Annotated in this window: 14 protein-coding genes and 8 pseudogenes; 5 read left to right on the forward strand and 17 right to left on the reverse strand. The window is 42.1% G+C overall.

The features are described 5' to 3' along the window. Nucleotides 1-57 precede the first annotated feature (57 nt). The 8 genes and pseudogenes from RS130_RS12890 to RS130_RS12935 form a co-directional block, all read right to left on the reverse strand. Nucleotides 58-936 carry a transglutaminase family protein gene (locus RS130_RS12890; protein ID WP_316026277.1) on the reverse strand — a complete coding sequence of 293 codons (879 nt, stop codon included), beginning with the start codon at nt 934-936 and terminating at the stop codon, nt 58-60. Then, complete coding sequence (locus RS130_RS23815; protein ID WP_428982858.1) at nt 933-2,213, reverse strand: alpha-E domain-containing protein; 1,281 nt, start codon at nt 2,211-2,213, stop codon at nt 933-935. The genes RS130_RS12890 and RS130_RS23815 overlap by 4 nt, the downstream gene beginning before the upstream one ends. Continuing rightward, nucleotides 2,214-3,484, reverse strand: a pseudogene (locus RS130_RS23820) (circularly permuted type 2 ATP-grasp protein); the annotation flags it as partial. Between the two features lie 20 nt (nt 3,485-3,504). After that, nucleotides 3,505-5,785 (reverse strand): annotated as a pseudogene (locus RS130_RS23825) (transglutaminase family protein). After that, nucleotides 5,769-6,425 (reverse strand): transglutaminase family protein, encoded by a 657-nt coding sequence (locus tag RS130_RS12920; protein ID WP_316026282.1) that lies wholly within the window; start codon nt 6,423-6,425, stop codon nt 5,769-5,771. The pseudogene RS130_RS23825 and the gene RS130_RS12920 overlap by 17 nt, the downstream one beginning before the upstream one ends. A 53-nt stretch (nt 6,426-6,478) precedes the next feature. Next, complete coding sequence (locus RS130_RS12925) at nt 6,479-6,808, reverse strand: transglutaminase N-terminal domain-containing protein (RefSeq protein WP_316026283.1); 330 nt, start codon at nt 6,806-6,808, stop codon at nt 6,479-6,481. A 366-nt stretch (nt 6,809-7,174) separates the two neighbouring features. Continuing rightward, nucleotides 7,175-7,462 (reverse strand): SHOCT domain-containing protein, encoded by a 288-nt coding sequence (locus RS130_RS12930; protein WP_316026284.1) that lies wholly within the window; start codon nt 7,460-7,462, stop codon nt 7,175-7,177. A 238-nt stretch (nt 7,463-7,700) separates the two neighbouring features. Beyond that, complete coding sequence (locus RS130_RS12935; RefSeq protein WP_316026285.1) at nt 7,701-8,012, reverse strand: hypothetical protein; 312 nt, start codon at nt 8,010-8,012, stop codon at nt 7,701-7,703. A 400-nt stretch (nt 8,013-8,412) separates the two neighbouring features. On the opposite strand from RS130_RS12935, the gene RS130_RS12940 reads away from it, so the two are divergent. Genes RS130_RS12940 through RS130_RS12950 form a run of 3 tightly spaced genes read left to right on the forward strand, consistent with a single transcriptional unit; the run spans nt 8,413 to nt 11,789 of the window. Continuing rightward, nucleotides 8,413-8,592 (forward strand): hypothetical protein, encoded by a 180-nt coding sequence (locus RS130_RS12940; RefSeq protein ID WP_316026286.1) that lies wholly within the window; start codon nt 8,413-8,415, stop codon nt 8,590-8,592. A gap of 11 nt (nt 8,593-8,603) precedes the next feature. Then, complete coding sequence (locus tag RS130_RS12945; protein WP_316026287.1) at nt 8,604-11,039, forward strand: ThuA domain-containing protein; 2,436 nt, start codon at nt 8,604-8,606, stop codon at nt 11,037-11,039. 24 nt (nt 11,040-11,063) lie between these two features. Next, nucleotides 11,064-11,789 carry a c-type cytochrome gene (locus RS130_RS12950; RefSeq protein WP_346433343.1) on the forward strand — a complete coding sequence of 242 codons (726 nt, stop codon included), beginning with the start codon at nt 11,064-11,066 and terminating at the stop codon, nt 11,787-11,789. Between the two features lie 390 nt (nt 11,790-12,179). Here the strand turns inward: RS130_RS12950 and smpB are convergent. Beyond that, nucleotides 12,180-12,658 (reverse strand): annotated as a pseudogene (gene smpB, locus RS130_RS12955) (SsrA-binding protein SmpB). A gap of 296 nt (nt 12,659-12,954) precedes the next feature. Here smpB and RS130_RS12960 point away from each other — a divergent pair. Together RS130_RS12960 and RS130_RS12965 are read left to right on the forward strand one after the other, a co-directional pair. Next, a complete protein-coding gene (locus RS130_RS12960; protein WP_316026289.1) occupies nt 12,955-13,386 on the forward strand; it encodes a type II toxin-antitoxin system RatA family toxin in 432 nt (143 codons plus the stop codon). Between the two features lie 50 nt (nt 13,387-13,436). Further along, nucleotides 13,437-13,780: pseudogene (locus tag RS130_RS12965) on the forward strand (RnfH family protein). A gap of 811 nt (nt 13,781-14,591) precedes the next feature. On the opposite strand, the pseudogene RS130_RS23830 reads toward RS130_RS12965, so the two are convergent. The 8 genes and pseudogenes from RS130_RS23830 to RS130_RS13010 all read right to left on the reverse strand — a co-directional run bounded on the left by RS130_RS23830 (nt 14,592) and on the right by RS130_RS13010 (nt 20,698). After that, nucleotides 14,592-15,853, reverse strand: a pseudogene (locus RS130_RS23830) (class I SAM-dependent methyltransferase). Between the two features lie 8 nt (nt 15,854-15,861). After that, nucleotides 15,862-16,317 carry a DUF1365 domain-containing protein gene (locus RS130_RS12980; protein ID WP_316026291.1) on the reverse strand — a complete coding sequence of 152 codons (456 nt, stop codon included), beginning with the start codon at nt 16,315-16,317 and terminating at the stop codon, nt 15,862-15,864. Nucleotides 16,318-16,388: 71 nt separating this feature from the next. Further along, complete coding sequence (locus RS130_RS12985) at nt 16,389-16,499, reverse strand: hypothetical protein (RefSeq protein WP_316028053.1); 111 nt, start codon at nt 16,497-16,499, stop codon at nt 16,389-16,391. A gap of 121 nt (nt 16,500-16,620) precedes the next feature. Next, nucleotides 16,621-17,873, reverse strand: a pseudogene (locus RS130_RS12990) (NAD(P)/FAD-dependent oxidoreductase). A 14-nt stretch (nt 17,874-17,887) separates the two neighbouring features. Beyond that, nucleotides 17,888-18,612: pseudogene (locus tag RS130_RS12995) on the reverse strand (SDR family NAD(P)-dependent oxidoreductase). After that, entirely contained in the window at nt 18,609-19,037 is a 429-nt protein-coding gene (locus RS130_RS13000; RefSeq protein WP_316026292.1) for a nuclear transport factor 2 family protein, read from the reverse strand. The pseudogene RS130_RS12995 and the gene RS130_RS13000 overlap by 4 nt, the downstream one beginning before the upstream one ends. Before the next feature lie 426 nt (nt 19,038-19,463). Further along, nucleotides 19,464-20,111 carry a ChrR family anti-sigma-E factor gene (locus tag RS130_RS13005; RefSeq protein ID WP_316026293.1) on the reverse strand — a complete coding sequence of 216 codons (648 nt, stop codon included), beginning with the start codon at nt 20,109-20,111 and terminating at the stop codon, nt 19,464-19,466. After that, nucleotides 20,104-20,698 (reverse strand): annotated as a pseudogene (locus RS130_RS13010) (sigma-70 family RNA polymerase sigma factor). The gene RS130_RS13005 and the pseudogene RS130_RS13010 overlap by 8 nt, the downstream one beginning before the upstream one ends. Between the last annotated feature and the right edge of the window lie 409 nt (nt 20,699-21,107).

Consider the following 21,107-nt stretch of genomic DNA (forward strand, 5'->3'; position numbering starts at 1 on the left):
ATTAATTTTTCAACACTTTCGCTGTGTAACTGTGCTTTCTGGTGCGTTATTGTTATTTTAAATAATTCTGTTCATGTCCACTTCTACATTCAATTGGTGTGAACCACCGCCAAACATCACTCCTTTTAGTGGGGTTATGTCGGCAAAATCTCTGCCTGAAGCCAATGTTACGTGCTGATCACTCGGCTGAATATTGTTGGTTGGATCAAACTCGAGCCAACCGCTGCCAGGCACATAAACTGAAAACCACGCGTGGGTGGCGTCTGCGCCAGCTAGCTTTACTTGCCCTTCTGGAGGGATGGTTTCAATGTATCCACTCATGTAGCGAGCGGCTAAACCTACACTTCTGATACAGGCTAACGCAAAATGCGAAAAGTCCTGACATACCCCACGCTTATGTTTAAAAATTTCGCTGACGGGGGTGCTTATGGTGGTGAAGTTTGGATCGAACTGAAACTCATGAAATATTCTAGCCATTAAGTCTAAGCATGCTTCGACAATCGCTCTGTCTGGTGTAAAAGACAGCAAGGCATAATTCCTGATGTCCTCATTATACTCGGTGTGTAAACTGGGAATGCTGAATTCGCTTGCCAATATTTGTTGTTCGTTTTGCGGATTACGAAGTTGATCTCTGACAGACTCCCAACTGAGTTGCTGCAAGAATAACGCTTGTGGTTGCCGATAGGTGATTTCTACTTCACTGATAGCCGTAACGATCATTTCATCATGTAACGTGGGGACTTCAAATACCATCACCTGATTAGAAAAATGATCATTGTATTCGGCTTCGAAGTCTGCCGGCGGGCTTATTTCAATTCTGTAATTTAAACACTTCTGGTTTTCATTATTTTGCGGGATCAAGCGCGCATGATTTTGACTTAGGGTGACCTTATCCGAATATTTATAGGTGGTGACGTGCTTTATTTGGTATTTCATATATTCGCACCTGCTTCACTTTGTATTTCTGCTTGGGCTTCGGGTTTTATCGACCAATTAAACTGTTTAGCAGCCTTAGTGTGCGAGAAATACTGAGTGTGCAAAATTTCTTTAAAAGACATTAATTCGGCTTTCACTTGCCTCATCATTGTGGCCAACTTCAGCCGTTTGTTGTTCTCTATTACGTAGGCTATTTCATCGCGCTCTACCAACATACATTCTGCTTTTAATTTAAGTAAGGATTTTTCTAGTGCTGTTAACAAACTAGGTTTGTTGGTGGATTGCGGTAGGCGCTTGCTTAGGGCGCTAAGTTGCTCAACTTGATAGGCTAACGAGCGAGGGTACTCGGTGTCTAATAACAGTAATTCGAGGCCCGTTTCGATACTCTGAAAAACACGGTAACGTCGGCGATGGGTAATAGAGCTCACTTGGGTCACTAAAACCGACTCCAGCATATTATGCTGTTCGGCTTCGGGCATAGCGTCGATTAACATCGTGTCTATCATGGCTACTAGTTGTAAGCAGCGTTCCATTTTTCGGCCAATTTCTAACATGAAAAAGCCATTGCTGTTAGACATGCTATCAAGCACAGAGCCATTAAAGGCCATTACCAAACCAATGATACGATCTAAACTCGACTGGAACATATGGGTTGGGGTAATGGGTGAAAACTTATCCAGTCGACGCTGTTCTGACTCCAAATTTTCGATAATTCGCAAACTGTCATATGACAGTAGCTCTCGCACTTGCATTGCGAAATTACAGACACTGGAAATATTCGAAAACACGCTCCCTGAATTTTCAGGATTTTTGATGCAATGAACCGCTAGGCGCTTAAATTCAAAGTTACTGGCCGTTTGGCTATTCATGTCAGCTTGATTGTAGGGGAAGGTCAGAGTTTGATTTTCTAACCCTTGCTGCATGTATTGAATTGTAGTGCGATGTTTTATATCTGGATACATAGATACTTCGGTAAACAAATCAATAAAGATACGCACCAGTCTTGAGGTATCTTCACTACGCTCTAGTAAACTGCCTAACCAAAATAAATTTTCAGCCGTTCTGCTAGGAATTAACCCTTCAACTAAGGCCATGTCTGTTGTTTTACGTGCTGGTTTCGGCAACTTAGGCGGCTCTGCCGGTGCTGTGTCACCAGACTGAATCCAAGTATCCTTAATGCTGATACTTTGTTTGTGGTCTGGGTGTGGTAACGTCGAACATAATGCTGAAGGCAGCACATGTACTTCGTTGTTATACACTAACGCATAGCAGCGCATAAACACGGGTTTAGACAGTAACTTTTTATTTTGCCAAAAGGGCGCATGAGTCAGTTCGACATTTTTATAAAAATAGTAATCTTGAGTATCACTCGCCAGTAAATTGCTAATTTCAACTTGATTGCCCATACCTACAAGTTTGAAATTAGGATCGGTATAACTATGAAGCGTATATTCATGCCAGTTTTCAGCACTGACATCACGGCAATTAAAGGTGGCCGGATTGGCTAGTAGTAGCGGCTCATTGAGCAATGCTTGCGCTACTTTATCCAATTTATTTTTGATGGCGGGGATTTGTAAAATGCTACTGCCAAAAGGATTCAGCAATTTAACGTTATGGGAACGAATCGCTTGAAGTAAGCCTGGAACACCATCTAGTGAATACTCTGTTTGTTCCAGAGAATCTAAGTATCGGTCGTCGATCCAGCGCAAAATCACATCGACTTTTCGTAGTCCATCTAGTGCTTTTAACCACACATTTCCCTTACGAACGGTAATATCTGCACTTCGCACTAAGGTGTAACCTAAGTAGGTAGCTAGGTAGGCGTGCTCAGAATAATAGGGATCGTCGGGACCTCGTGTGAGGATAACAATTCGTGGATCTCTTAAATGTTCAGTGGCAAGGTTAATTGATTCTTGTAATTCTCGAAAGAATCCTGCAATTCGTTGTGCGCCACATTCTGCAAACTCTTCACTCATGACCCGTCTAGCGACAATACGGTTTTCCAGTAACAGGCCTAAGCCAACAGGAAACTGATAGTGAGCGTCGAGTGCATAGTACTGGCCGGTATTGTCGCGACCAATATCGTAGGCCACCATAAAGAGTCCTCGTTCGCTGTTGGGCAAACAACTGGCTTCGCGCAAATAATTAGGTGTTGCATGACGTGCAATGGTGATACAACGCCAGAGGTTAATAGAGATTTCTGTCCGTAAAAGTCAGCTAAAATCCCTTGGTCGAGTTTAATACGTTGGCGCACGCCTTGTTCTATGTTGTGCCAATCGGATTGGGATACCAATAACGGAAGTGGATCTAATTGCAAACGTTTAGGAGTGCTCGAGTCAACAAAGCCACTATTTCGTAATAAACGCTTAATTTCAGCTGCACGGTGACCAATGTCCTCTTTATTCAAAAGGGCGAGGTGATCACTTAGCTGCTGTAATTGATCTTCTAACAGCGGATTGACACCATTTGCAGAATTGATGCTTTTTTTATATTCAGCTAACCAATCCGGCAAAATACTCTCAATCTTGTTATCTGACGATAAGTTCATATGTACATTTCATCTAAAAATTAAATTAATGGTTTGCGACGCAAATCCAGTGTGTTCGGGTAGTCTTTATTGATGGGCTCTTCGTCTGGAATCACGAAATCATTATCGCCGTCATGTTCAACAAATCTATGCTGCACCTCAACTTGTGAAGTGGCAGGTGCATCTTCATCTCTAATCGCTGGAGTATGACCGTGATCCCAAAAGCGAGCAATACGTCTACCTTCAGCTTCAAATGCGTTAACCGGGAATGTTTCTGGATTACGACCGCCTGGATGACTGACATGATAGGTAAATCCACCGACAGAACGTCCAGTCCACGTATCAAATACATCTATGACTAGCGGCGCATGTACACCGATAGTAGGGTGTAACGCAGAAGGCGGCTGCCATGCTCTAAAGCGAATACCAGCAACATATTCCCCTTTGGTTTTGGTTTGTTTTAATGGGATACGACGACCATTACAGGCTATTAGATAGCGATCGGTAGGCATATTGGTCACCTTGACCTGTACCCGTTCTAAAGATGAGTCTACGTAACGGGCAGTGCCTGATGAAGTCGATTCTTCACCCATAACATGCCAAGGTTCAATCGCTGAGCGTAATTCTAATTGAATTTGTTCAACTTCTCGTACGCCACATTGCGGGAAACGGAACTCATAGAAAGGTTCAAACCAATCTGCTTTTATATTGTAACCGGCTCGTTGTAGGTCTCGGCATATTTCGCCGATATCTTCTTTTACAAAATGCGGTAACAAAAATTTGTCGTGTAATTCGGTATTCCATCTAACCAAAGGCTTGTGATAAGGCTGCTTCCAAAACCAAGTGCTAACAAGGTACGCAACAACAACATTTGCATTAAGCTCATACGAGAGTGCGGCGGCATTTCAAAGCCTCTAAACTCCACTAAACCTAAACGGCCGGTAGCAGAATCTGGTGAGTAAAGCTTATCAATACAAAATTCAGCACGATGGGTATTACCGGTTAAATCGACTAATAAGTTGCGTAGTAAGCGGTCGACTAACCAAGGCTGAGGTACTTCACCTGTCGGCATTTGCGAAAATGCAATTTCCAGTTCGTACAGTAGCTCATCCCGAGCCTCATCCACCCGAGGTGCTTGGCTTGTGGGGCCAATGAACATACTAGAAAACAAATAAGAAAGGCCGGGGTGGTGCTGCCAAAACGTTATAAAACTGCGTAAAACATCAGGTCTGCGAATAAACGGACTCTGCATAGGCGTCTTGCCACCCATGGTTACATGGTTACCGCCGCCGGTACCAGTATGACGTCCATCTAGCATGAATTTTTCAGCAATCAATCTATTTTCTCTTGCTAAAGCATAAAGCGTGGTGGTGTTTTTAACGAGTTTTGCCCAGCTATCAACAGGGTGCACATTTACTTCAATGACGCCTGGATCTGGGGTCACTGCGAATTTCTCAACTCGACTGTCGTAAGGTGGCGTATAGCCTTCTAGGACAATAGAAACAGACGCTGCTTTAGCTGCATATTCTACCGCTCTTAATAACAGTAAATAGTGCTCAAAATCAGTGACAGGAGGCATAAATACATATAGTTTCCCCGCTCGACATTCAAAGCTGATGGCGGTTTTTACCGGCTCTTGGCTTACGGTTACATTGGCATTTTTCATACGGCCAAAGGTTTTCGGGATCCCATTTGGATCACGATCTATCAAATTAGGTGGCAGTCCAATACTAGACAACGGCAGACGGTAACCCATTGGAGAGTCTCCGGGTAACAAGAAGCAATTGCCACGCTTAAAGTGCCATTCACTGGTATTCCAGCAGTTATTGTCACCCCATTGAATTGGGATAATATAGCCGACGGGCTTTTCGATCCCGTGTTCCATTTTTGCCAAAAAGGTCTTGCGAGACATTGCATCTAAAAGTTCAGGCGCTTCTGGTGATGCGTCTATCGGTAGGTCCCTTCTTGCCAAAGGTGATAAAGCACATCTTCGTAGCCTGTGACGACACATTCTTTTGGAATTTTTAATTTTTGCGCAAACGCATCGGTAAATCGCTTGCTGTCTTCTTCGGTGTAACTGCTCGGTGCATTTATATCGGCTAATAAAGACTTATCTTTCCATAGCGCCACGCCATCTTGTCGCCAATACACTGCATATTGCCAGCGCGGTAATGGTTCGCCTGGATACCATTTTCCTTGACCGTAATGACGAAAGCCATTGCTGGTGAACTTGTCTTCCATCGACATAAATAAATTGTGCGCAAGCCTGCGTTTGTCTTCCCCGTCAGCGGCGATACTCCACTGCTCAGATCTCCATATCATCTATTGAAATAAACGTTGGCTCACCGCCCATTGTGAGATGGATTTTCTGCGCTTTAAGATCTTTATCAACTTGTTGGCCTAGGTTATTAATCGCTGCCCACTCAATATCTGAATAGGGTTTGGTTACCCTAGGGGTTTCTATTACACGGCGGACCTTATTAGAAAAACTAAATTCTGTTTCACATTTGTCGACGCCACCTGTAACAGGTGCGGCAGAACTTGGCTCAGGTGTACAGGCTAAAGGGATATGCCCTTCGCCAGCGAATAACCCTGATGTGGCGTCAAGTCCAATCCAGCCTGCGCCGGGAATATAAACTTCACACCATGCATGTAAATCGGTGAAATCTTCTTCAGGTCCACTTGGGCCGTCGAGAGATTTCTCGTCTGAGGTCAGTTGTACTAAATAACCAGATACAAATCGCGCGGCTAAACCTAAATGTCTAAATAGTTGAACCAGTAACCAAGCCGAGTCACGGCAAGAGCCTGATTTTTTCTTTAAGGTTTCTGTGGCAGTTTGTACACCTTGCTCAAGGCGAATGCCATATTTTATCATTGAGTAAATTTGTTGATTTACCGCCACCAAGAAATCCACTATGACCATGCCTTCATTTTCTTTTTGTGCGTCGATGAGTTTTTTCATGGCCGCAGAAGGGGTTTTAGTTTCTGTTTCTAGATAGGGTAATAAATCTTGTTTTAAGCGTTTTTCGTAGGCGAATGGATAATTGTCAGCATACTCTTCGACAAAAAATCGAACGGATTAATCACCGCTAGTTCGGCGACTACATCTACAGTAAACCAGAATTTTTTGGTCTTCTCTGGAAAAACCACTCGTCCTAAATAGTTGCCAAAGGGATCTTGTTGCCAATTTATATAGTGATTCTCGGGGTAAATCTTAAGTGAGTAGCTTTTTATGGGAGTACGGCTATGTGGTGCCGGGCGTAATCTAAAAACATGAGGGCCCATATTAATAGCTCGATCATAATGGTATTCAGTATGATGTGTAATTCCGACTGTTATTGTCATTTGTTTATTCTCACTTATTAATCATAAAAAAGAGTTCAAACCTACGCACTTCAGAAAACAAATGAATCAAACGAATGAATCAAAAGCATATGAAACTTATTCCTTGTCGCGCTTTACAATAACCTGCCGTTAAGGCCTTTACAATAGGCGTTGATAGGGGCAAAGCACTTTATTATTCTTTGCATAGGTATTGCGCAGCACTGCACAAAAACAGGGCGTCGTCATGGTGATTTTGGGTGTTATTTGAGCGATTTACATCTTGCAGAGGCTAACGAGGAGAGATACAAGAAAACTGCTCGGTAGGTTTACTCACCGAGCAGCATGTCTACGAGTGTTAATTTAACAACGGGACAGATTGGTATTGCTTTATATTCGACTGAGTAACTCGGCTTTTTTGCCGTTGTAGTCTTCATCGGTAATCGCGCCAGCGTCTCTTAATTTAGCTAGCTTTTCAATTAATTGAATAATGTCATCTAGCGATGAAGTATTGGCGAGCCCATTTTTGCTGTGTGTCGATTGTGCGTTAGCCGCTGATATCGAGTTGGACACCGGTGTGACCACGTTGGGGGACGTGTTTTCGGTACCCATGTCATGCGCATGGTCATGTGAGTGTTGAGTTGGCTGCGCAAAATTACTTTGTGGGGCAGGGGCCAAACCAGAGCCTGAAATGATTGGCAAACTATTGATTGGGATAGTGCCGTACTGGCTGCTGAAAGTGAGGTTTAAGTCTCCACCCTGCTGTTGACTAACGCCACTTATATTATTGTCTAAGGTGTCGTAAACAGTGACTTGACCGTTGACCTCTACAGCTAAACGATTTGGAAATACCGCGTATCGAATGTTATTTTGTGCGCCACTACTAAATGGGCTGCCTAGGTCTCCTAGCCACCATTCACGGCTGCCTTATAGTGCGCCTTTTGGGGATTGGCACAAATATTTGTAAATTAGCTAAGCCATTTGCTAGTTCGTTGCATAGATTGTCGACCGTCATTTTTAAACTGTAATTAAACAGATCGCTGACCATTGTCATGCCACCTCGCATCCATTGGCCGGAGCCACCTAGTTCAGGGCAGTTAAATTGAGCCATACTGCCAGCACCATTATTTACCGCAATTAGCATGTGCATCACTGCATCAAAGCTTAAGTTGTATTTTGCACTTAAGTTGTTGACTAGCTGTTGTCCATCTTGAGTCAAGTTTTGCATGTTTTTGTGCTCTATAAGTATAGGAATATAAGGTGATTTCGTACGTTGAAGCTACGGGCGTTCTCTACAGAAAGTGACCATTCATTCATAAAATTATCACTGTCAATCGAGTACCACACTGTAACACATAGTATTCAATTTAAATCTCCTTAAATATCTAAAACGGCACTTTGCTAGAGCATTTGCTTGTTTAGTAATGGTTTATTCTTTTTACGTAAAGTGCCTCTTGAATATTTGGTAAGCCTAATTGTTAAAAAAATAATTAGCTTTGTAAGCCTTTGGTTAATTGAGATGGTGCGCTAGTCGACTTGTTTGTTGGTTTAATGGCTATTGACTATAGATAAGACGAAAGTAGTATGCGTGTTCTTTATATTTAAAAAAACAGGTAAGTCGAGTAGGTATGAAAACGTTATCACGCTTTGTATTTGTAATTGGTATCGCCTTTGGCAGTGTGCTGTTGTTTGGATGTGGCGAGGATAACCAGCCAACAACCGCGGAAAAATCGAGTCAAAAAGTGCTAATTTTTAGTAGAACGATGGGCTATCGACATAAATCTATCGAGCCTGAACTGAGCGGTTAAAGCAAGCTTTAGTGAAAAAAGGCATTGAAGTGACGGTTTCTGAAGATGCAAGTCTATTTAACGATACTCATTTGGCTGAGTTCTCGGCGTTAGTTTTTCTAAATACGACAGGGGATATTTTAAACGAGCCACAGCAAGTGGCAATGGAACGTTACATTCAAGCTGGTGGCGGTTTTGTGGGTATTCATGCCGCTACTGATACCGAATGGGGCGGTGATTGGATATGGTATCGCCGTTTAGTTGGGGGTGTTTTTGCGAGCCATCCTAATGTGCCGTCAAATGTGCAAACGGCTAGGGTTCAAGTTATTAATAAAAACCATCCAGCGACGAAAGACTTTCCTGATAATTTTACTATGGCTGACGAATGGTATGATTTCAAAAGTTTGTCTGACCGCCGGATTGATTTAATGAAGGTCGATGAAAGCACATATCATGGTGGCGGTCATCACGGCTATCACCCGATTGCGTGGTATCACGATTTTGATGGGGGGCGTTCGTTCTACACTGGTATTGGGCATAATGCCGATAACTTCAAAAATGCGCTATATATGGATCATCTGTTAGGCGGCATTGAATACGCTATTGGCGACAACGTTAGAGATTATGCGAAGTCACGACCAGAGCCTAATCGTTTCGTTAAACAAACATTAGTGTCTGGCCTAAAAGAGCCGGTTAGCTTAGATATTACCCCAGATGGCAAGAGCGTTATTTTTGTCGAACGAAAAGGACAAGTAAATTGGGTAGATACTGTTTCTAAAGAGATGCGTGAAATCGGTAAAATCGACGTATTCTCCGATAAAGAGTTTGGCTTATTGACAGTGGCGCTCGATCCTAATTTTGCCAGTAATCATCACCTATACCTTATGTATAATTTAGCACCGACAGACGGGGTGTTGATACAACGAGTGTCAAGATTCACCTTAGTTGACAGTCAACTTTCTGTTAACTCGGAAGTGATGATGCTTGAAAGTAAATTTGAAGATACTTGTTGCCATACAGGCGGCAATATGGAGTTTGATGATAAAGGTAACTTGTTTATTGCGTTAGGTGACAACTCCAATCCTTTTGAAGCGTTTGGTGTGGGGCCTGCGGATTTTAGAGAAGGCCGCGAAGCGCATGATGGTTATCGCTCATCTGCCAATACTCAAGATTTTCGAGGCAAAATTTTACGTATCACGCCTCAGGCGGATGGCTCCTATACAATTCCTGATGGCAACTTGTTTGCAGATGCGGCCCAAGGTAAACCAGAAATTTATGTAATGGGTACGCGCAACCCTTATACCTTGGCTTTCGATGAGCAAGAAAGTACCTTGTATTACGGTGATGTTGGTCCAGACAGCAAAGCCGATAACGATGAGCACGGCCCTAAAGGGTATGACGAAGTGAATCGTGTGCGTGAAGCGGGAAATTTTGGTTGGCCATTGTTTGTTGCAAATAATAAAGCTTACCGCCAGTTTAATTATGCAACTGAAGTTGCGGGTAAATGGAACAATCCTTTGAGTCCAGTGAATACCTCTCCACGCAATACTGGGTTGACGCAATTACCTCCCGCGCAGCCGGCTTTTATTTGGTATCCATATGGGCAATCAGAAAAATTCCCTGAGTTAGGAGCTGGCTCGCGAAATGCCCTAGTGGCTGGTGTGTATCGTACCTCGCAAGGTGAAGGGGCATTACCTAGTTACTATGATGGTGGTTTGTTTATCTCTGATTTTATGCGGCGCTGGATTAAAGTTGTATTTAGCGATAAAAACGGTGATATATATAAAATTGAAGAGTTTGCCCCAGATGCAGAATTTCATGCTCCGCTGGATATAAAGTTTAGTCGCCAAGGACAATTGTATGCCTTGGAATATGGCTCTAAGTGGTTTGCTGACAACCCTGATTCAGAGTTGTCTCGAATTGTCTATACCGGAGATGGAAACAGAGCGCCCACCGCAAATATTCAAGCATCGGTTACGCAAGGCGTTGCTCCTTTAACTGTTAATTTGTCGGGTGCAGGGTCGACTGATCCAGATTTAGATCCGCTAACTTACCAATGGCAACTGGCTGCATTAAGTCTTGAACAAAGTATTGATACCGCTGAGTTTAGCCAAGCTCAAAAAGCACAAGGTGTCGAGGCAACCTTTACCATAGAACAAAATGGCCGTTATGCGCTGGCGTTACAAGTTACCGATAAAGCAGGGGACAGTCATTCTGTTAAACAACTTATTGAAGTCGGTAATGCGCCGCCTACTATTGATATTAGTGTACAGGGCAACCAAGATTTTATTTGGCCGAACGCGGCGCCAGTTAGTTACCAAGTGAATATTCAAGATTTAGAAGATGGCAGACTGACTCAAGCCTCAGCTGAATTTGCTCAGGTGGACATTACCTTTAGTCAAACCAATGCTAGGGCGAGTGAAAACGCAGTGGGGCATTTAGCGAACGATCCATTTGGTCCTGACTGAGCAGCCACCAAAAAGCATCTATGTATTGGCTGTCACCAAGAGCAAGCGGATTCTATCGGGCCATCATTTCAGAAAATAGCTGATAAATACTCTAGTGTCGACGACCCTATCCGTTACCTAAAGAATACCATAGCCGCTGGTAGTACTGGCAAATGGGGACAACATCAAATGCCAGCTCATGACTTTTTATCTGACGCAATACGCACGACTTTGAGTCAGTACATTCTATTGAACAAGTCGAAAGCGCCAAGCTTGCCATTGAAAGGTCATTTACCGGTGGTGAAAAAAGAGGCGCATTATGTACTACGAGCCAGCTATACCGACAATGGGGCAAATGGTATGTCTGCGATTAATCGTCAACATGAGTTGACATTGCGTACGCCGACTATTTTAGCTGAAGAGTTATTGACTATAGCGCCTAAAACTAAAGGGCTAGCTCTGACTGGAGAGAAAGTGAAAACAGTGGTTTTTTCTGGTCAAAATACCAGCTTGGCTTTGGGAGAGTTTGATTTAACAAATGTGAGCGCTTTACAAATCAATCAAAAATACCAGGATTGGCTGCCAGCAGGCGCTACATTTACACTTAGAGTGGGCAGTAACAAAGGCAAAGTGCTGGCTGCCAGCACCTTTACGTATGGCAAACATTTGCAAGCTAATGATGATGTGAGCCTGACTGTAGACTTTGCGCCTATTTCGGCAAAAACGTCTTTGTTCTTAACGGTTTCATTGGCAAAAAGCGAAAGAAGATAAGGCTACAGCTAATATCTTCTCTCGACTTTTGTTGATTGATAGTAAAAGATAAGTACAGGCACAAAAAAGGGCAAAGTTAACTTTGCCCTTTTTAATTTGTTTAACTTAGACGCGAGATAATGAGTGTCGTTTAAAAGTGAATTTCACAAACAATTTATGCACTTAAAAATAGGCCCCGGTTATATTTGGGTTACGATTTATTCGATAACGACATTTTTCGTGTATAGCGAGGCGGTTTTTTTGTCCCTAATAGCGGGCTATTGCTAGACAATCCAACGCCGCTAGACACAAAAAAGAGCGTTATCGAGAGGTTCGGCTTATCCAGGATCCAGGTTATTTAATGATAGTGTAAAAACAGCTCTCGCGTTTGCTCGATAGATTTTTATCGGCTTATGCTGAGTGTTTCATCATGCGCTCTTTATCGCGCGCCCAATCTCTATCTTTCACCGCATCACGTTTGTCATGCTCATGTTTACCTTTACCTAGGTAAATCTCGACTTTTACCCAGTTTTTCTTCCAATACATAGCGGTAGCTACAATAGAATAACCTTGGCGTTCAACCGAGCCGATCAACTTATCCAGTTCACGCTGTTTAAGCAATAACTTACGTTTACGAGTAGAATCACATACCACATGGCTAGAAGCTTGATTCAAAGGCTGAATGGTTGAGCCAATTAAATAAGCCTCACCTTTCTCTATGGTGACATAACTCTCGGAAATATTAACTTTACCAGAACGAATACTTTTACTTCCCAACCTTGCAAGGCCATGCCAGCTTCTAATTTATCATTTAAATTGTACTGGTGACGGGCTTTTTTGTTGAGAGCGATAGTGCTGTCGGTATTTGATTTTGACTTCTTTTTATTCATGGCGGCTATTATAGAGATTGTGTATTGCTGCACAACAAAAATATAACCAAGATGAGGTAAATTACGCGAAGTAATACAAATTTGATTCATTCAAAACACTCATTTACGCGTTTGGATCATGTGCTTTACAGGTGTCGCTAAGTGTAAATTTATTTATTGGCGTTGGTACAATACTAGTCCGTATTGATAAATGCTTTTTATCGATACGAATTACTATAAGCACATTCTGTTGCTGCCGAAGTTAGCCTTAATATGATAATCTACGTCGATTAATGTTTATGATGACAGGAGAGTGGATGTCGAATGTATCGCGAAGTGCGTTAGTTGCTTATAGTGCCGATTCCATGTTTGACTTAATTAACGATGTGCAAAGTTACCCTGAGTTTATTCCTGGGTGTGCTGAAACCAAAGTATTAGAGCAAACGGAAGATATGATGCGAGCATCAATTCTTATTTCTAAGGCAGGCGTTAAACAATGGTTTACCACAAGCAATAGCTTACTGCGTGGCGAATCAATTCAAATGGATCTAGTGGACGGGCCTTTTTCCAAACTTAGTGGTGGTTGGACAATCAAGGCACTAAGTGATTCGGCCTGCAAAATAGAACTCAATTTGGACTTTGCTTTTTCAAGTAAATTAGTAGAAATGGCATTTGGTCGAGTGTTTAATGCTATTGCTGGCAATATGGTGGTAGCGTTCACCGATAGGGCCAAACAAATTTACGGTTAAATCTAGCCATTTTATGAAAATCGGTTAGTCCTATTATTAAAGAAAAAAACATGACATCAGAATTTATTACGATAGAAGTGGTATATGGTTTGCCAAACAAACAAGTCTTGCTTGAATGTAAAGCCGCGCCAGGCTCTACGGTTGAACAAGTCATTGCTTCCTCTGGTATTGCCTCTCATTTTGCCGATATAGACCTACAGAACAGTAAAGTGGGTATTTGAATCGGGCTTGTAAACTAACCGACCAACCTAAAGATGGTGATCGTATCGAGATTTATCGTCCGTTAATCGCCGATCCTAAAGAAGCTAGACGACGCCGAGCCGAAAAGGCCAAAGATGAAGGCCGAGCGAATAAAATTACCGGCGGCAGGGCGAAAACGACCAACGCCGATTAGCACAACCGTTTCTGCACACCATCGCCTTGTTCAAAAACGCAGGTTCGTTCTACTTTGTAACGTTATTTATACTGGAGCAGGCTGTTTAACGAGCGTCCCACGTAAGTGTACTAGTATAGGCAGAAGCACGGCACAGCTAGCGGTAAAACAAAATACTTGCTGCATAGTGCTTAAGCTTGATTGTAACGCGCCAAAATTAATCGCCGCCAAGTAGCTTTTACTTCCTGCGAATGCGCCTATTAGTAACTGTCAGACGAACGATAATATCGACAGCCACAATAAGCTGGGGTTTAAAGATAAAACGAATATATACCAAAGTAGTATTAGCCAAAGAGGCAGCCCCAAATTAACGCTTGAACTGCTAGATGTAAATATCCTGGTTCTTGTATAAGCCGGACCTCTGGATAACGCTCTTTTTGTATCTAGCGGCGTTGGATTGTTTAGCAATAACACGTTATGACGTACAACAACCCGCCTTGCTATACACGAAAAATCTCGTTACCGAGTAGTATTTAGCTGAGATTATTTAGATAAATAATATGTTAAATTATTGAATTATATTGATATCGTGTAGCGTGAACTTGTGTTCAGCTTAAACGATACTTCTTATCCAGAGCTCAGGTTAAATATTGAAAACGCCATCATTGATCCGTCGAATAGCCAACCAATAGGTGCCAAAAGTAGCAGCTTCAGGTCCGCCGGTTTTCGATCTATAAGTTAGAAATGTAGCAGCATAATGCCGCCGATAATACTGGCTGCAAATGCTGTTAAAATCGCGGTTGAGAACCACGCGACTTGAAATACTATGCCATTAATAAGCCAAGATTGCGGCATCATTTTGCCCAGCAAATTTGGGTTTTCTGGCGGTGATATGATGGGTACTAATGGCGCGTTCTAAAAAGGCTCCTTCGCAATAACACAGGTAAAAATTCCATAGCCGTTTGAATTGCCCGTCAAACCCAGTTTTCGCTAAAGTCGACCAGTTTTGATTGAACTTATTATTCCATTGGTTGACTGTCCGCGCGTAATGTAAACCGATGTCTTCAATGTGGTCGATTACCATATCGCTTTGGGTGGCAACTTGTTGGCTAATTATCTGTACTGAGGGCAGGCAACCGCCATGGAAAATATAGCGCTGAATAAAATCAACATTCTTTCGATAATTATCGTACCGGTTGTCAGCTATGGTGATAGCCTGTAGCAACATTTTCCCCGAGTCTTTTAGCAGTGAGTTACATTTTGCAAAGAAAGTGGGTAAGAACTCGTGGCCTACTGCTTCGATCATTTCAATGGACACCAGTTTGTCGTAACAACCTGTTAAGTCTCGGTAATCTTGCTTAAGTAGCGTGATCTGTTGTTGTAATCCGTTTTTTCTATTTGTTGTTGAACATAGTCATGTTGCGCGTCTGAAATTGTGGTGGTGGTGACTAGACAGCCATAATGTTTGGCCGCGTAAATGGCTAGACTGCCCCAACCGCTGCCAATTTCGACTAAATGGTCGCTGCTGGTCAGTTCTAGTTTGTCACAAATAATTTTAAGCTTATTAGTTTGCGCTGTCGCTAAGGTTTGATTTTGACTGTCAAAAATAGCGGCTGAATACATCATGCTGGGATCTAAAAATTGCTCGTACAAATGATTGCCCAAGTCATAGTGACTTAAAATGTTTTTCTTGGAACCTCGTTGGGAGTTTTTATTGGCAAAGTGTAGCAACTTATTTTTTACTTTATTAAGTATCGATGTAGATGATTCTACCTGATCCAGCTGCTGCTGATGCCTAGCAAATACCTGAATTAACTTAGTTAAATCAGGGCTAGTCCATTTATATTCAATGTAAGCTTCTGCAGCGCCTATTGAACCACCGCGAACAAAGTCACTATACAAACTAGAATCTAACACCACAATTTTAGCTTTCAGACTAGCTTGGGTATTGCCTAGTTGATAAATCGAGTTGGCTTCTTGTACTTCGATACAGGCCTGTTGTAGGGTGTCCAATGTATCGAATACTAGTTTCCTACATTTAATCGTCCACCAATCTAATTGAATATCTGTCACTAAACTTTGTGAATTTTCCATACATGACCTCAGCGTTCGGGGTGCGCTACAAACGGCACTTTTTTTATTAATAATTTCAAGGCTTGCCAATAAATACCCAACACGATTTTTAATGTCATTGATGGAGTAGCTGTGACAGTTGCCAATAAATTTGACCAAGTAAAGGATTCTTTTTGCATGGTTAACGTGGCATCAAATACTTTAGATTGTTGGCGATTTTCTATGTGCACTAACATTCTTTTGGCTGGGGCTTTGACTCGCCAGTGATAATCCATATCCATTTCCATAAAGGGGGAAACATGGAAGGTTTTGGGAGTAGGAGCGCTGTCGTTCATATTGACCAAGTAATAATGTCGTTCTCGCCAAGGGGTGTTGCTTACTTCTGCTAACATATAACGACAACACCGCTCTTGGTCATAGCAAAAGTAAAAATTAATAGGGCTGAAATACAGACCAAAACAACGGCCCTGAGCTACAACTATCACTTTGTGTCCATCCCAAATACCACCTAAGTCCTTTCACTTTATCTTGTATACGCTGGCGTAAACTGTTTGGTTCACCCTCTAGGTAATCTTTTTTGAAAACGAATTGGGTGGTACCACCGTTCGCCAAATAACCAAGATTGCTTGGCCAACTGAGGGAGTTCATCTAAGTCGATGGCTAGCATATATAAAGAGTAACTAAACACGTGGGTAGCATGTTTAAAGCGACGATGGCGGACCTATAGCCCTTGTAAATGCCGCTATTAAGGTTGTTTAGGTTGTTGGTTGGGTCAGTGAGCACTGTGGTCATAAATCAACGCCAAAACGCTTAGCAATATCCGTTGCACTTCGTACCCCATCTTCATGAAATCCGTTGTACCAATAAGCACCAACAAAATGCGTGCGGTTAACGCCACAGATAGTGTGCCTTTGTTGCTGTGCAGCCATACAGGCTTGGTTAAATACTGGATGCGCATAATTAAACTGTCGGATTATGAGTGCGGGATCAACCTGTTCAGCTTGATTAAGGGTCACACAAAATGTGTGCTTAGATTGGAGCCCTTGAAGAATATTCATGTTATAGGTGACAGTGGCAAGACGGTCGTAATTGCCATCTAATTGATAGTTCCAGCTGGCCCATGCCGTTCGTCTTTTAGGCAGTAGACGAATATCTCTGTGTAAAATTACGCTATTGTTTTGATAGGATATATTCCCTAGCGTTTGTTTTTCTTGCTCTGTTGCATCAGCCAACAGTGCCAACGCTTGGTCAGAGTGGCATGCAAGTATAACTTCATCAAAATCGTTGGTTAAGCCATTGGAAAAGTGTACGGTTATTTTGTCAGTTTTCCGGGTAACTTGGCTAATGTCGGCATTCAAGATAATGTTATCTTTAAAATCTTTGATAAGCGGCGCGATATATTCTCTAGAGCCACCCGGTATAACATACCATTGAGGTCGATCACTGATATTTAATAGTCCGTGGTGGTGAAAGAATCGAATGAAAAAATTCAATTCAAACTGGCGCATTTCGTTTAAGCTTGTGGACCATATTGCTGCCCCCATTGGCAAAATATAGTGTTGGCAAAAATAATTAGAAAACCCCTGTTGATCCAAAAAGTCGCCTAATGTCATATTTTGTGGGATATTCCGAGCTTCAAATAAGGCTTTACATTTTTGTTGAATTTGAGAATACTGCGGAGTAACCCCCAGAATTTAAGGTTTAGCACATTACGCTTCTGAGCAAAAAGGGTGGCCATGTTGTGGCCATTGTATTCCAAGCCTGTGTGTTGATTTTTGACACTAAAACTCATTTCTGTTTTTTGCGGCTGTATTCCCAATTGGGCCAATAGCTTAAGAAACCTAGGGTAGGTTTTGTCGTTAAACACGATAAATCCTGTATCGATAGCGTAGTTTTGTTGCTCGATAGTGATATCAGCAGTGGCAGTATGACCACCAATATAATTGTTTTTTTCAAATACAGTGACCTTGTACTTACGGCTAAGTAAATAAGCAGTTGTTAGACCAGATATACCAGAACCAATTATGGCGATGTTCTTCATTTTTGCACTGCTCCTTATTTTTTGGCCATGTTAATTGCGATTTTTCGCCAGCAACTAAAGGGGAGTAAAGAAAGTAGTCTTAAGGCGGTTATAAAAAGAGTAGGGAAGCGGATCGTATGCTTTTTCATTTTCATACCTTTGAATATTGTGTTTGCGGCAAATTCGGCACTGACACTTGCGGGCATATCGAAAGTATTCTTATCGGTAAGTGGTGTTTCGACAAAACCTGTATTGAATAAGGCTAACGCCAATGTTTTTTGGGGCTAAATCAACACTTAAACTTCTAGCTAAGTAGTTCAGTCCTGCTTTGGATGCTCCGTAAGCTTGAGATTGAGTAAAGGCCAAATAGGTAACACTTGAACTGACGATGCCCAGTTGTGAACCCGCTGCTGAGTTTAGGTAAAAAACCTTGTAAACAATATCCGACGGAAAGTAAGTTAGTGCGAATAACCCTTTCAAATAATTCACTGTCAAACGGCGAAAATGAGGTCATGTACTCGCAGTTGCCTGCATTTAAAATCAGTTGGTCTAATGCCGTCAGTTCTTTTGCCACTCGCATAACTTGTGCTAGGTTGGTTACGTCAAATTGCAAGGTGTTGATATTTGGTAGGTCGTGCTTCAAGGCAGCCAACTTTGCTTCGTCTCTACCGGCGGCTATGACCGTATAGCCTTGCTTTAGATAAATATTAACTAAAGCGCGCCCGATACCAGAAGTCGCTCCTGTTATCATGACTTTCATTGGCTGGCCCTTTGTTTTAAGTACTTAATGGCATAGCCTATCAATGGAATGTGCTCAAACAACATCGCGTTGCTGTCTAAGTAGTCTTGATGAAATATCACTAACTGCTGCTGAAACTTGAGATGACTATGACCCGATACAGTTATTGGTTTACCGCCATTCAATGACGAGTGGCGGTAGATCATTGTCCAATATAAGAATCCTCTGTCGTCATGTTCAAAACTCTGGTCAATGATGAATTCAATACTCTGTACGTTGGCATATAGATTATTGAAATACTCAGTTAATGCCTGCAGCCCTGTTACAGAGTGTAAGGGGTCTACAAACTGAATGTCAGGATGATAAATATTTCTTAGCAACTCTAAGTTGTCTTTGTTTAGCTTTTGATAGGTCTGTAGAAACGCTTCTATTCTATTGATGTCCATCGTTTATTCTCAATTGGGTGGTACCAAAACACATAGGTTTGCATCGCGAATGATACGGGCAATGTCAGGTATACGTAATCGTTACTGGATTAGATCATGGTTTTGTCGCAATTTATTGACATTGTTGCTGAGTATTCAACACGGATTGCTAGTCGTTAATTTTATTAAAAGCGGCGCGAATAGCTGCTACAAAGCTAATCAGTATTGAAAAGTAGCCACTGGTTTTCTCAAGTTAAAGCAACACAGAATAAGCGTATTCAAAACTCGTCTGAAAGGATGTCATCGCAGCTTTTGTCCCGGGTTCTCGGTAAGTAAGGGAACAGGCATCGCCACCGTTCAGACGCCTTATGCCAAAAACACTGGATACATTCTGCGTGGTTACTCATCAATGCGCATTGGTTTTGACAGAACGGCTAATCTGCAGACTTAGTAAATTAGTTTCCCAATCGGGTTTAGTGCTTTGCTGAACCCTTGCACAAAATGCATAGAGTCGTTGGCCACAGTTAGGCATAAGCATCCTGTGTCGGTTGCAGGGGAGTGGGTATTAGTATCATTTAACCAAATAAAATCTCCGGGTACATATTCACCATGCTCATCTTTGAAACTGCCAGCAAGCAAAACCGTTAGTTCAAAGCCTTTATGGGTATGGATGGGGATGGTGCCGCCTTTTTCTATATGCAACAGATTGGTATGTACTTCACCTTCATTCAAATCGATTCTGGCTCTAGCCAGTTTGCCTAATTTTAACCAACTAGAAAGGGCAACAGACTGCAATGCTCGGGGCAATGTATAGTCGGTGCCTTTGATATTTAGCTGTATAGGCGAACTATGTTTGGGATGGACTTCAAAGTCATCTGCGGTGATAGCGGCTATCATTTCGTCGTCATCCCACTCGCCTAAATCAGGTTCGTTATCATCTAAGTATTGCGCTGATGTTTCTTGTAATGCCATGACTTGATGGCGGCAATGCTGACAATGGTCAATATGAGTGGATATTGCGATAGATAGGGACGCCGCTAACTGCCCTTGGCTGAAAGCTAACAATAATGATGGATTTGGGTGATGCTTAATCATTCGACTCTCCCAATTGTTTTCGTAATTTATTCAGTGCTAACCTGAGTCTCGATTTTACTGTACCGACTGGGAGGTTGAGTTGCACTGCCAGCTGTTCCTGAGGTTGTTTGTTGAAAATACAGACCAAAAATAATTTGTCGTTGATTTTCAGGCAGTATATCTAGCAAGGTCGTGACGTTTCTGGATTGCAGGTGATCATTAAAATGATCGACATCATCAGTTGCAAGGGCATTATCTAATGGCCAAATATCATCGCTAATACTCTCGGTTCGTTGCGTTTGAAATTTGCGTAACATATCAAAGCTCATGTTTCGCATAATCGAATACATCCAGGTAGTGGGTGCTCCTTTGCTTTGGTCATATAAATGGGCTTTGCGCCAAATATTGGTCATGGTTTCTTGGACGAGCTCTGATGCTTGCGCTTCGTTATTGAATTGCTTGATGCCGAATTGTCTAATCCTAGGTGCGAACCATTTAAATAGTTTACTGAAGGCTTGCTTATCACGTTTCAGGGATACAGCTTGTAACCAAACGCACAGCTCTTGGTGTTGGGTATTTGGTTCTTGCGATTTTTGGGGTACAGTCATCACTAATGGTGGTGTCCGAAATTGGCTCAACAACATCTTAATCTTCCCATCAAATTCTATTACTAGCAATACGAGGTTGCTAGTAATAGGATCAGTTAAGGTGGAAATATTTTGAAAAAGGTGTTTATCGCCACAGGGCTAGTGACAATTTAGCGGCAAATTTTATGTTATTTACCTACAGCCAATATTTGAATTGTTAAGGGCGCTGTGCCATCAGGATAAGTTGCTAATTTTTTAATTTTCTATTGAGTAACATGCGATCAAGTTTTCGAGCTGAGTTGGCCATCCCTTTTTGACATGCGCCTAACCACTTTCTAGCCACAGGAAAATCATAACTGAGCATAAACAAACCCAATATTAACGCTAACATAGTACCTATGTACGATAAAAAATATCACTCCAAAGCCTG

The sequence above is a fragment of the Paraglaciecola aquimarina genome, from assembly GCF_032464635.1.
GTDB lineage: Bacteria > Pseudomonadota > Gammaproteobacteria > Enterobacterales > Alteromonadaceae > Paraglaciecola > Paraglaciecola aquimarina.